This is a genomic window from Parazoarcus sp. PS-13 R2A, assembly GCF_057621855.1.
Window position 1 is genome coordinate 133,896 of the sequence record NZ_JBYEXN010000001.1, and the last position, 12,316, is coordinate 146,211.

General features: G+C 61.7%; 13 protein-coding genes. 10 read left to right on the forward strand and 3 right to left on the reverse strand.

Going from position 1 to position 12,316, the window contains the following annotated elements; all coding sequences use genetic code 11:
- The first annotated feature begins 103 nt into the window (after positions 1-103).
- Together AC22G6_RS00610 and AC22G6_RS00615 are read left to right on the forward strand one after the other, a co-directional pair.
- Positions 104-1,084: an NAD(P)-dependent alcohol dehydrogenase gene (locus AC22G6_RS00610; protein ID WP_487365169.1), complete on the forward strand. Its 981-nt coding sequence runs from the start codon at positions 104-106 to the stop codon at positions 1,082-1,084.
- Positions 1,085-1,281: 197 nt separating this feature from the next.
- Positions 1,282-1,923 (forward strand): hypothetical protein, encoded by a 642-nt coding sequence (locus AC22G6_RS00615; RefSeq protein ID WP_487365170.1) that lies wholly within the window; start codon positions 1,282-1,284, stop codon positions 1,921-1,923.
- Between the two features lie 11 nt (positions 1,924-1,934).
- Here the strand turns inward: AC22G6_RS00615 and AC22G6_RS00620 are convergent, their stop codons facing one another.
- Positions 1,935-3,068 (reverse strand): PhnD/SsuA/transferrin family substrate-binding protein, encoded by a 1,134-nt coding sequence (locus AC22G6_RS00620; protein ID WP_487365171.1) that lies wholly within the window; start codon positions 3,066-3,068, stop codon positions 1,935-1,937.
- A 69-nt stretch (positions 3,069-3,137) separates the two neighbouring features.
- Here AC22G6_RS00620 and AC22G6_RS00625 point away from each other — a divergent pair, with 69 nt between their 5' ends.
- Genes AC22G6_RS00625 through AC22G6_RS00645 form a run of 5 tightly spaced genes read left to right on the forward strand, consistent with a single transcriptional unit; the run spans position 3,138 to position 5,076 of the window.
- On the forward strand, positions 3,138-3,644 hold the full coding sequence (locus tag AC22G6_RS00625) for an ArsI/CadI family heavy metal resistance metalloenzyme (RefSeq protein ID WP_487365172.1): 507 nt from the start codon (positions 3,138-3,140) through the stop codon (positions 3,642-3,644).
- 12 nt (positions 3,645-3,656) lie between these two features.
- Complete coding sequence (locus AC22G6_RS00630; protein ID WP_487365173.1) at positions 3,657-4,223, forward strand: sigma-70 family RNA polymerase sigma factor; 567 nt, start codon at positions 3,657-3,659, stop codon at positions 4,221-4,223.
- A 58-nt stretch (positions 4,224-4,281) separates the two neighbouring features.
- Positions 4,282-4,569, forward strand: a complete 288-nt coding sequence (locus AC22G6_RS00635; RefSeq protein WP_487365174.1) for a putative quinol monooxygenase — start codon at positions 4,282-4,284, stop codon at positions 4,567-4,569.
- Between the two features lie 58 nt (positions 4,570-4,627).
- Positions 4,628-4,906: a DUF2784 domain-containing protein gene (locus tag AC22G6_RS00640; protein ID WP_487365175.1), complete on the forward strand. Its 279-nt coding sequence runs from the start codon at positions 4,628-4,630 to the stop codon at positions 4,904-4,906.
- Between the two features lie 5 nt (positions 4,907-4,911).
- On the forward strand, positions 4,912-5,076 hold the full coding sequence (locus AC22G6_RS00645) for a VOC family protein (RefSeq protein WP_487365176.1): 165 nt from the start codon (positions 4,912-4,914) through the stop codon (positions 5,074-5,076).
- Positions 5,077-5,161: 85 nt separating this feature from the next.
- Here AC22G6_RS00645 and AC22G6_RS00650 read toward each other — a convergent pair whose 3' ends face one another.
- Both AC22G6_RS00650 and AC22G6_RS00655 read right to left on the reverse strand, forming a co-directional pair.
- Positions 5,162-6,166, reverse strand: a complete 1,005-nt coding sequence (locus AC22G6_RS00650) for a hypothetical protein (protein WP_487365177.1) — start codon at positions 6,164-6,166, stop codon at positions 5,162-5,164.
- Between the two features lie 29 nt (positions 6,167-6,195).
- Complete coding sequence (locus AC22G6_RS00655; protein WP_487365178.1) at positions 6,196-9,120, reverse strand: HD domain-containing phosphohydrolase; 2,925 nt, start codon at positions 9,118-9,120, stop codon at positions 6,196-6,198.
- Between the two features lie 157 nt (positions 9,121-9,277).
- Here AC22G6_RS00655 and AC22G6_RS00660 point away from each other — a divergent pair, with 157 nt between their 5' ends.
- From AC22G6_RS00660 to AC22G6_RS00670, 3 genes are all read left to right on the forward strand, one after another.
- Positions 9,278-10,318, forward strand: a complete 1,041-nt coding sequence (locus AC22G6_RS00660) for a hypothetical protein (RefSeq protein ID WP_487365389.1) — start codon at positions 9,278-9,280, stop codon at positions 10,316-10,318.
- A 749-nt stretch (positions 10,319-11,067) separates the two neighbouring features.
- Complete coding sequence (locus AC22G6_RS00665) at positions 11,068-11,472, forward strand: DUF2784 domain-containing protein (protein ID WP_487365179.1); 405 nt, start codon at positions 11,068-11,070, stop codon at positions 11,470-11,472.
- A gap of 235 nt (positions 11,473-11,707) precedes the next feature.
- Entirely contained in the window at positions 11,708-12,298 is a 591-nt protein-coding gene (locus AC22G6_RS00670) for a hypothetical protein (protein WP_487365180.1), read from the forward strand.
- Positions 12,299-12,316 lie beyond the last annotated feature (18 nt).

Genomic DNA, 12,316 nt, shown 5'->3' on the forward strand with positions numbered 1-12,316 from the left:
CCGCTCATTTCAGACGTTATGCAGTACGTTCATTTTGACGTATGCGCCTATAGGCGCACACTTGATTAAAAGTTCAACACGCTCCCATCGAGGGCGATAGCCTATGAAAGCAGTCGTGTATGAGCGATATGGGCCACCCGAGGTTCTTGAATTCAAGGAAGTCGAAAAGCCCGCGCCCAAGAACAACGAAGTCTTGATAAAGATTCATGCGACAACGGTCACATCAGGCGATTGGAGGGTGCGAAGCCTCAATGTGCCTGCCGGTTTCGGGCTTATCACGCGTTTGGTGTTTGGTGTGTCGAAACCCAGACAGCCCATACTGGGGTCGGAGTTGGCCGGGATCGTTGAGTCGGTCGGCAAGGACGTCAGGAATTTCAGGATCGGCGACGAGGTGTTTGCGTTCAGCGATGCCGCCATGGGGTGTCATGCCGAGTACAAATGCATGCCGCAAGACGGTGCGGTGATGCTCAAGCCGCCCAGCTTGTCCTACGACGAAGCCGCCGCGCTGTCTTTTGGCGGAACGACGGCGTTGGATTTCTTGCGAAGAGGAGAGCTTCAACGCGGGGAAAGAATACTAGTCAATGGTGCTTCCGGAGGCGTAGGCACCGCTGTGGTACAGCTTGCCAGGCACTTCGGCGCAGAGGTGACCGGGGTGTGCAGCACCGCGAACATGGCGTTGGTCAGATCGCTGGGCGCCAGCCATGTTGTTGACTACACCAAAGAGGATTTCACGGAGAATGGTGAGGCCTATGATGTCATTGTCGATACCGTCGGCACGGCGCCATTCTCCCGCAGCAAGGCTTCGTTGAAAGAAGGAGGACGCCTTCTTTTGGTATTGGCTGGACTGCCCGAAATGCTTCGAGCTCCATGGGTGTCGATGACGAGCAGCAAGAAGGTCATTGCCGGGCCAGTCTCTGTACGTACGGAAGATTTGCGTTTTCTCGCGGGGTTGGCCCAGGCGGGAGAATTCAAACCGGTTATTGATCGGCGCTATCCGTTCGAGCAGATCGCCGAGGCCCACCGCTACGTCGATACCGGACGCAAGAAGGGAAATGTCGTCATCACTCTTGGGCATGACGATTGAACCCTAGAGCGGATCAAAGGGGTCAGAGTCGTTCGATTGCGGAGAACGACAGCTCACCCGAGGCGGCCGGATCGCAGTAGCACGGCCTCGTTCGCGACAGGTCCGCGCTTGTTCCCGACGGAACATCACTCACACTACGCATCGGAAAATTTTTCCAATGCAGCTAGACTTTGGGAGCCCCTCATAAGGATTCCCCAATGAAACGCGCCATCGCCTCCCTTGCATTGCTCTGCCTTTCCCCAGTAGCGCTCTCTGCCGAGACCTTTCGTGCAGACGTCTGGGCCGACAACTGGTTTGAGATGCGGATCAACGGGGTGCAAGTCGCGGAGGACAGCGTGCCCATTACGACCGAGCGCTCGTTCAATGCCGAGCGCTTCGAGTTCGTTGCCACGCGGCCTTTCGTCATCGGCCTTGTGGCCAAGGACTTCAAGGAGAACGACTCCGGTCTGGAATATATCGGCACCCGGCGGCAGCAGATGGGGGACGGGGGCGTTATCGTGCAGATCAAGGATGCTTCGGGGGCGACGGTCGCAGTCAGCAACGCGGCGTGGCGCTGCCTGGTTGTTCACAGCGCACCACTGGACAAGTCCTGCGCACGCGAGGCAAACCCCGTTGCGGGCGAAGGGGCGTGCGCTTTTGAGGTGAAAGCGGTGCCCGATGGCTGGGATCGAGCCGGCTTTGACGCCTCGGGCTGGCCGCAGGCGAGCGTCTATTCCGAAAGCGAAGTCAGGCCGAAGGACGGCTATGACCGAATCGACTGGGTAAGCGAGGCCAGGCTGATCTGGGGGCCCGATCTTGAGCAAAGCAACACGGTGCTCTGCCGCCTGGTGGTCGAGTGAAAATGGTGAGGTCAGCGGCCGTTGCTCGCGAGCTTGTTGTGCGTGGCCAGCAGGGCACGATAGCTGCGGAGATCGGAAGCGTGGGACAGTATCAGCCTGTCGGTCCGGTATATTTCGAGGAGCTGGCGGCCGCGGGGGGTGTTTTCCACCTTCAATGCAGCTGCGATCAGCGCCTCCCGGTCTTCGGTGCTTACGCTTGAGCTGAACAGGCCGATGTTGTCCCTGTAATCTTCAAAGGAATAGGCATCGAGCACTTGCAGGTGCGTTCTGATCTGCGGGTTCAGCTCGGCGGCGACCTCGAACGCATTGCGCGTGATCAGCGCGGCATCGCATTGATTGAAGAACAGCTTCAGCACCAGCGCGTTGGCGTTTTTCTGTGTTGATAGGGCTTCAAGCTGCGACGGGGAAACACCGCTGCTCCTGAGCAGGGTGTTGAGGTAGATTTCGCTTAACTCGTCGCGCTCGCGCAACTGCACGCGTCGCCCCGCCAGGTCTCTCGGGGTCTTGATTCCGGCATCGCGCCGGACCACCAGGATGAGGGCGTCGTTTGGTGCGCCTGCGCCGGTAAAACCACCTGCCAGATCCTCGTCGGAGAAGTGTTGCACGAGCCCCATTGGCGTGCCGACGATGTAATTGACCTTGCCCGCGACAACGTCACGTTTCAAGTCGCTCAGGTCGTCGTACAGCTGGATGGGTTTGATCGTTACGCCCGCCTTGTCTGCAATCTCTTCGACCCAGAAACGCACGGTAATCTCGACGTCCTTGCGCGGAATGTCGCGGATTGCCTGCATGTACACACCGGTTGCGAGCAAGGGTGGTGCCGCGTGCGCGACGGTCGGTGCGATGCACAGGAAGAGGATGCCAAGCCAGCGTCTGCATGTATTCAAGCTGATCATGTCTGTCACTTTCGCGTCGTGCCCCATGCTTTTGACGACCCTCCCGCGGAGCCGGGCAGCATCTGATGCTTCGGGAAGCCCTGGGTGTTCATGTTCATCGATGTCTTCGGCGTCCGGCTGCGGCGCGCTGATACCGTTGAGGGACTCGGGAAAGCGGCAGTCGATGCGCTGGTCATCATACGTTATCCCATTCTGGATCAAAGGGTCAGCGTCGATTGATTGCGTGTGTCCGGTGCCTGTTGCGACCATTTGCCCGGTTTTCCGTCTATACAGGAGCATCGGGCACGATGCGTCACTCAACCTTGACGGGAGTCTCAAATGAAACGCTTTCACGTACACCTTGCGGTCGACGATCTCGCGACAAGCATCGCCTTCTACAGCAGGCTTTTCGGGCAAAGCCCGTCGAAGCAGCAGCACGACTACGCGAAGTGGATGCTCGATGATCCACGCCTGAACTTCGCCATCTCTGCGCGGGGGCACGCGACCGGCCTGAACCACTTTGGCATGCAAACCGATTCCCCGGAAGAACTGGCGGGCCTCAAGGCACTGGCGGACGATGCCTCCTGCGGCAGGACGCTGGATCAGGGCGAGGCGAACTGCTGCTACGCCAGGAGCGAGAAGCACTGGACGGTCGACCCTCAGGGGGTGGCGTGGGAGCACTTTTTCACGATGGGTGACATCGCGACCTATGGCGAAGACGCTGCAGTGCAAGTGGGCGCGTGCTGTGCCCCCTCGGATGCGCCGGATGCCGCCGCAACGCAAGCGTCTGCTGCCTGCTGCGTGCCGGGTGTGGCGGGGCGGAATCAGGATTCGTGCTGCCGCTGAGAGCGCAGAACCATGCAAGCGGCAGATGACGACCTCGGCGCGGCTTTTGCCCGCTTGCGGCAAAGCCTGCGCAGCTATCTGCGCCGGCGTGTTCCCGACCCCGCGCAGGCAGAGGACTTGCTGCAGGATGTTTTCGTGAAGGCACTCGCATCACAGCAGGCCGGACGTCACATCGACAACCTGACAGGGTGGCTCTATGCCGCCGCTCGAACGGCGGTTGCAGACCACTACCGCAGCGCAGGCGTTTCGATGGAGGCGCTCGACGAAGAGATGCCCAGTGCCGAACTCGACGACATGCGAATGCATCAGGCGCTTTCGTCCTGCCTGCGCCCTTTCGTGGATCAGCTTGCGCCACGCTACCGGGAGGCGCTGATCGCGACCGACTTCGAGGGTGAAACGATGCGCTCGGTCGCCGAGAGGCAGGGCGTGTCGGTGTCGGCGATCAAGAGCCGGGTTGCGCGCGCGCGTGCGATGCTCAAGGACAAGGTGCTGGCATGCTGTCATGTCGAGATCACCGACGCCACGGTCAGTGATTACCATCGTATTTCGTCGTCGAGCTGCGGCGGGAAATGCACGTAAGCACCGGGCCCGGCCCTTCGCGTGCCTGCGTTGAATGGGCACATAAGGAGATGCGCAAATGGTGATCGTTGCAGGCCATCTCATCCTGAAAAACGGGGCCCGGGATCGGTTTCTCGCGGCCTCGGAGCCCGCTGTCCGACTGGCGCGATGTGCGGCGGGATGTCGCGATTTCGCGGTGTCTGCAGACCTCATTGACCCGAATCGAATCAACGTCTATGACGAATGGGAAACACGGGAAGATCTGACCCGGTTCCGCGAATCAGGGCCCGACGCGGCCCTCATGGATTCGATAGTCGAGGTTCGTGTAAGGGAGTTCGTCGTCGCCGACGCAGATGGCAGGGCCTGAGCCGCGACCCGATCAAAGCAGATGACAATGTGTGTACAGGACGATGCGATGAGACTTCTTGCGCTGTTTTTTGCGTTGTGGTGTTCGTCGCTGTCTTTTGCTGCGGGCCTGGCTCGGACAATACTGCCCGCTCACAATCCTTGAGTCATGGCTCAGCCGGCAAGGCGGCCAGTCTGTCTACGCAAGCACCTTCATCGAACACTGGGTTCAGCGCGTGCTGTACTACGAGGCGCCGCTGTGGGTCTTCGCCTTGATCTACACGGGCTTTGGTTTTCTTGTCGCGTGGGCATGGCGGCGCTACCCGCCGCAAGCGGCAAGTGAGATCAAACGACTCTGACCCCTTTGAAAACATATTTCAGTTGCACCGACTGTGCCGTGGAGGCCGGGCGCGTGGAGAAGGCGGGCGGGCAGACCCGGGAGCCCAAGATGTCCATCGGTCAGAACGGGTTCATTGCGCTTGCCATCGATACCGAAGGCAACATGATCGGACTGCATTCGCTGAAGTAAGCAGCGTATCGGCATGAGCCGTGCCCGGAGATCGTGTTGAGGTGATGCGCTCGATGCGGGGTGGCGGGCAAGCGGGGCGGGATGCTCAGCCCGTTTCGATCCATGCCATAAGGCCGATGCCGCCGATCAGCACGATCAGGAAGCCGACGCTGATGGCAAGCGCCTTCCACGGGATGGGCGGTGCCGACCACGGGGTGCCGAGTTGCTCGAATAGCGGCCGCAGTGCGAACTGGTAGACCGGCAGCATGGGTTTGCGCAGGTTGCCGCGCAACAGCAGCGCCGGGTTGCCGAGGCGGGTGAAGTGCGCCTGGCCGTCGGTGTCGAAGTGGAGCAGGTATTCGGATGGGGCCAGGGACAGACGTCGGGGTGGCGGCAGACTGACGGGGCGCGGCAGCCAGGGGTGAGCGCGGTTCAGGAAGGCGGTGAAATCCCGGCTCGATCCGCAGAACAGCAGGCGCTCGGGTGTCACACGATGCATGGCTTGTTCGACCTCCCACCACAGACCGCTGCCCGTGCCGATCATGAAGGCCACCAAGCGGGCCTGGCCCATGAGTCCGATTACCCGGGCCTGCCATTCCGCATCATCTACATAGAGTCGCCGCGCGCCCAGGGGCGGAAGGACTTCGCCGGGGCGACCGATGGCGATGACGGGGCCGATGCCTTGCAGAGCCTCGACGAAGTTCTCTTCACAGGTCGAGATTACGAACGGATTGATCTGCGCAAGTTGTGGCGGTGAGGCGAGCTTGGCGTCGTCACCGAAGGCGCGCAGGTATAGCACCGGGGGGCGCGTGTCCTCGGATGCGGAGACGGATTCGAGCGCTGCGCGTAGCTGGCGGCCCTTGTTGATAAGGCGAATGCCGCCAACCAGCAGTGGCGAGCCGACGGCAGCGAATACGCCCCACGCGAGCGCACTTGATGGCACCGCCTCGGGCCAGAGGGATTCGGCCAGGATCGCCAGCACCGCCGTTGCGGCACCGCTGAGCGGCAGGGCGGCGACGATGAGCGCGATACCGAGCGCGCGCCAGAAGTTGGGGCGATCCGATAGCGCAGTTGAGGTGCGTTCCGGGGAGGGCGTCTGCTGTTGGCGCATTTTCGTGGCGCTCGGCGATGGGCGCTCAGTCAACGCCCTTGAGCGAGAAAGGCGTCGATGTCGATGTCGTCGATCTGCTCGCTGTGCATGTAGCGCCGAGCGTATTCGAGATGTACGCCGGCGCGCAGGAAGAGTTCGAACAGCTCGCCATCGATATGGTTTTCTGCTGCCATGCGCGCCATGATCGTGAGCGATTCGGTAAGGGTCTTGCCGCGCTTGTAGGGGCGATCAATCGCGGTCAGGGCCTCGAAGATGTCTGCAATCGCCATCATCCTTGCGAGCGGACTCATCTGCTCACCGGTGAGCCGCTTCGGATAGCCGGTGCCGTCCATCTTTTCGTGATGTTGAGCGGCAATCTCGGGGACGTTGCTCAGATGACGCGGATAAACCAGTTGCTGCAGCATGATCTCGGTCTGCACGATGTGCTCGTTGATCTTGTAGCGTTCCTCTTTGGTCAGCGTTCCGCGCGATACCGTCAGGTTGTGCAATTCGCCCCTGTCATATAGCCACTGAGGCACGTCCATGCGGAAGCCCCACGGATTGTCGTCATCGAAACGCTCGCTCTCACGGCGCTCGAACAGGTGCTCGGGCTTGTCCGCGAGCACCTGTTCGAGTGCCGGCAGCGCTGCCGCCGGCTCGCGGGACTTGCGCGCGAGCTCTTCGTGGGAGATGCCGATGCGGTCGTCCAGCGTGCGCGTCCAGGTGCGGGCGCCAATCCGGCGCAGACGCTCGATCGCTTCAGGCTGCATCTCTTCGCTGCCGATATTGCACTCGGCGACGAAGGCGAAGTCGGCGTCCAGTTCGGCCAGCTCACGCTGCAGGCGGGCCTCGGCCGCGGCGCCGGGCTCGCCGGCAGCAATGGCGCGCAGGGTACGGATTTCCGCCTCGCGCTTGAGCACTTCAAAGCGCATGCGTACCTCGTGGATGCGGTCCTGAATGGTTTCGAGCTTGGTCGATTTGTCGATTACGAACTCCGGCGTCGTGACCTTGCCACAGTCGTGCAGCCATCCTGCGAGATGCAGGGCCTCCCGGTCTTGATCGTTGAGACTGAAGTTGCGGTAGGGCCCGTCGGTGGCGTCGCAGGCAGCTTGCGCGAGCATTTTCACCAGTTCGGGCACCCTGCTGCAGTGACCGCCGGTATAAGGGCTCTTGGCGTCGATCGCGCCTGCAATCACCTTTACGAAGGAGTCGAACAACTCGCGCTGCAGTTTGATCAGCTCCTGATTCTCCAGTGCAACCGCGGCGGCACTGGACAGGGCGTCGATGAAGCGTAGCTGTGCGTCCTCGATGCGGCTATTGCGCAGTAGTAGCATCGCTCCGATGAGTTGCCCCTCGCGGTTCCTCAATGGAACGGCGATCGCCCATTGCATGGGTGTCTGCGTTGTGGGCAGACCGAGGGCGGAGCGATCGGTTTCGCTGAGCAGAAAGGCACTCGCCCTGACCCCGCTCAGGGCGTGCTGGGCCGGGCAGTGGGGTGCTGCGAGATCGATGGCCGGTAGCCTGGTGTCGATGGGCTCGCCGTTCGCGCCCTGCGTTGCCATCGCGCTGATACGGGCGTCTTCGCAGAGGTAGACGACCCCGGAATCAGCCGACGCCGCGGACAGTGTTTCTGATAGCAATAACGGCAGCAGGCGATCGAAATCGTGCTCAGCGGCTAGTGCGGTGTTGATATCGAGAAAGCGCTGAATGGTGCGCTTCATGTCACCGATCGTCACCGTCAGCGCGCGCACCTCGGTGACGAAGGATCGAATCATGATTGGGGCGGAGAAGTTGAAATGCCGAATGGCCTCGACTTCTCCGACAAGTACGCGCAATGGTCCCGTCAGCGCGCGAGCGAGCGCCCAGGTCAAAGGGATGGACAGGAGCACGACAAGTGCCGTGATCCACGCCGATGCATTGCGGATGGTGAATGCTGCCGCAAGCAGTTCGCTTTCGGGGGCTGCAGTGACAAGGTAGAGCGTGGGACCTGCGCTCGGGAGCCGCTGAATGCCCACGCGCCAGTTCTCGCTGTCGATCGACGTCCGCCGCACAAGCATGGTGTTGCCGACGACCTCCGGCAGGGCGCTGGATACACTCTCCAGGGCGGGTACGCCGAAGCTTTCAACGCGAATCAGGCCCGGTTCGTCGTGTTCGGTGGAGATCTCGCCTGTCAGCTCCCTGTCGCCGCTGTAGGCGACGACGAAGCCTTCGCCATCGAGCAGGGCCAGCTCCGAGTTGGGTGTCACCTTCAGTTTGGCCAGATTGGAGCTCAAGGTGGCGAGCTGGATGTCGGCACCGATCACCGCGCCGTCGACAACGCGTGCCGGTGTGGCCAGTGTGGCACCTACCTTGCGATTGGAGTAGAACACGTAGGGCGCTGTCTGCACCGGGCCGCCACTTGCGAGGGCGTCGCTGAACCAGGGGCGCCGGCGGGGGTCGTACTGCGCTGCATAGTCGGGGCGGTCGTCGATTCGGAGCGGATTCAGCGCGGCATCGAGATAGCGATATTCGCCCTTGGACGGCGTGCCATGTTCGATGCTCTGGATGACGAATGCCGTGCCTTCGGGGGCGTCGAGGCTCACGCGCTCTGCCTCGTTGAGGATCCGCCGCATGAACAGGAAGTCTCCATTCGGATAGCCGACGTAGAGCGATGACAGGGCGGTTGAATGCAGCAGCGCGGTGCGGATGAAATCGGCACTGGCGAGGCGGGCGTCGAGCGAGCTCGCGTTCAGCCCGGGTTCGCGTGCAAGCAGGCCAATGGCCATCCGTGCAGGGGCAAAGATCCCGTCGAGCGTGCCCAGGGTCTCTCTGGTGATGCGCTGGGCCAGGTCGTCTGCCACCGTTTCCAGCATGTTGTGGCTGAAGTGGTAGCCGAGACCGCCGATTACCCCGCCGAGAAGAACGATCAGGACGGCGAACAAGGTCGAGATATGGACGTGCAGTGGAAAGTTGCGGGTCATGATCCTGACGCTCATCACATGTCCACTTGATGATGGCACAGCAGACGGGCATCTGCGCGCCTGTGAGGCCGGTGGACCTGCCGATGGGGCGGCTTTGCAACGCGTGGGGCTAAAGAAATCTGTCCTGCGGCCGTTAATGGCATGGTCGGGTTCTGTCGTGAAGGTCATCGCCATGAAAATCGCCGCATTCAATGTTGAACTGCAGTCCTCTCGTCAATTTGCCGAGTCGTTCACGATGAGCGAGCGCCTCGAGGTGTGGAGTGATGACCGTGCCGAGACGGGAATTGGGCGCGAGAACGTGCGGATTTCCGATGCCGCACGCTCTGCACAATTGGCTGATTCCGCAGCGGGAGCGTCTCAGGCGGCCACAGCAGCAAGCGGAGACGACGCGATCAGCATGGACCCGAAGTTGTCCATGGTGATTCGGATGATCGAATTCTTTACCGGACGACCGGTCCGCCTGCTCGACACGCGGGATCTGGGGACAGCACCGGATGCCGGTGTGCCGGATGCCGGTGCCGCCGCTGCGAATACGCCCCGGCGCGCCGGCTTCGGCCTCGAATACGATTTCAGTGCGACGTACTCGGAGTCTGAAACGACCTCGTTCTCGGCCTCGGGCATGGTACGCACCGCCGATGGAGCCGAAATCCGCTTCGATCTTGGCCTCACCGTGTCGCGAAGTTACAGCGAATCGGTTTCTTTCGGCATGCGCGCAGGCGATCAGCGCGTGAAGGATCCGCTGATCCTGGATTTCGGCGGTCCGTCTGCGGCACTTTCCGGAATGCGTTTCGACTTCGATCTCGACGGGGACGGTACCAAGGAGTCGCTGCCGATGGTTGGCGGCAGCGGTTTTCTCGCTTTTGACCGCGACGCCAATGGCCGCATCGACAACGGGCGCGAACTCTTCGGCCCCACCAGCGGCGACGGCTTTGCCGAACTTGCTGCTCTTGATGACGACGGCAACGGTTGGATCGATGAAGCGGATGCTGCGTGGTCACGGTTGCGCGTGTGGCAACCCGATGCCGAGGGCAATGGACAGGCGCAGACGCTCAAGGATGCGGGCGTCGGTGCCTTCTATCTGGGGCAGGTCGATACCCGGTTCAGCATCAGGAATGCGGCCAATGAACCCCTGGGGCAGATGCGCACCAGCAGCATCTACCTGCGTGAGGACGGCAGTGTGGGGAGCGTCAGCCAGATCGATCTCGCTGTCTGAGGTACCTCGCACGCTTTGCTCACTTACGCTGTCGCGGCATGCCGATCATTGGTCTGGAGCGGTCCTGTCTGCTCATGCAGAGGTGACTTCATCAGCTTGATGGAGCCCATATGCACGACCGTTCGCGCGGCCGACCCGGGGGGGCGTTCTCCGCGTCACGGCTTCGTTCAACAAGGCACTCAAGCGCACCGCTTCCGCTGCGCGTCGACGCTTTGCCTCGGCCTGCGTTAGATCGTCGTAGAGGAGCGCTCATTGCCTTATCAGACCCTTGCGGATACGGTACTCCGGGGTTCGACACTTCACCGCGGTTTTCGCCCCTTTCCCGGAAGGAATCATTAGGGAATCAATAGGGTCAGGGGAATCAATAGGGTCAGAGTCGTTTGATCTTTCCAGCAGGTTTCCTTCGGACTGGCCTCTCAACGCGACCGGGACTATTCTCCGTGCTGTGTGGCCAGGCTGCGGGCGACCGCTGCGCTTGAACCGTGGATACATCGCCAATGCGTGCGGCCACAGTCTGGAGGGATCCCGATGAGAATGTTGCGTTCAATTGCGCCCGTGACGGAATGCGCGCTGCGCGTCACGGCGGGCAATGGCGCAGCAGCTGCGCTGCAGAAGTGTCAGGAAGAACGCTTGCAGGAAATCGCAAGACTCTTCCCGGCGCCGTCCATTCAGGTGGCGCCGCAGCCGGACGAGAGAGGAGACGGGCCGTTTGCCTGATCATTGCGATGGACCCAGATCAGGAGTAGCCATTGCCATACAACGCCCTCGCGGACGCGGTCCTTTTGCTGCACTTCGGCGTCGTCCTGTTCGTGGTGCTGGGCCTGCCGGCCATCATCATCGGGAACAAGGCGGGGTGGTCGTGGGTAAACGGGTTCTGGTTACGCCTGGCGCACTTGCTCGCCATCGTGGTCGTCGCCCTGCAGGCCTGGCTCGGGCAATACTGCCCTCTGACGATCCTTGAGTCATGGCTTCGCACCCAAGGCGGCCAGTCTGCGTACTTGAGCAGCTTCGTCGAACACTGGGTGCAGCGCGTGCTGTACTACGAGGCGCCACTGTGGGTCTTCGCCTTGATCTACACGGGCTTTGGTCTTCTTGTCGCGTGGGCATGGCGCCGCTACCCGCCGCAAGCGGCAAGTGAGATCAAGCGACTCTGACCCCTTTGATCCTGACCCCTTTGATCCCTTAAACACATTCCCTTACGAAGTGATTACACGGGGACATCCGCCCGGCGGGGCGCGGGGGGACACTTGCTTCAGTGCCAGCGCAGTAATGGTGAGTGGTCCGCAATGGCCGGTCATCGTGCGATCTGAGCGCTTGCGCTGTCGGAGACAGGTGCGTGCAGTTCCCGCAGAGACCTTCCCCACAGCGACTTATTTCGGGGGAATTGTGATGTCTTTCAAATCTGAAACTCGATCGGGCGTTCGTCGCTCCGGCTTGTTTCTGCTGCTTGTGGCGGGTCTGGTCGGTGGTTGTGCCGCGCCCCCGCCCGGGCATCGTATTGGCGGTGATGAGCCGCTGCCGCAGGTTGCACGCCGGCAGGCTACGGATCTGGTGATCTACCCCTTGCGGGGGCAGAGCCAGGATCAGCAGCGGCGGGATCGCTATGAGTGCCATCAATGGGCGGTAGATCAGTCTGGCTTCGACCCGGCAACCATGAGTCAGACGCCGACAGAGGTGCCGCTGGTCGAGCCTTCGCCGCCTGCCGGTGCGGGTGTCGTTCAGGGCACAGTGACCGGCGCGGTGCTGGGGGCGGTGGTTTCCGGGCCGCGCCATGGGGGTGAGGGCGCCGTCGTTGGCGCGGTTGTCGGTGCAATCGCCGGAGCCGCCAGCGATTCGGCACGGCAGGCGCAGGCGGAGCGCGTCCAGGATGCGTATGCGCAACGTGCCGCAGCGCGTGACCAGGTCTATACCGAAAAGGAAAGCCGCTATCGGCGCGCAATTGAAGCGTGTCTGGATGGCCGCGGCTACCAGGTCAGATAAATCGTTCAGGAAAAGGAG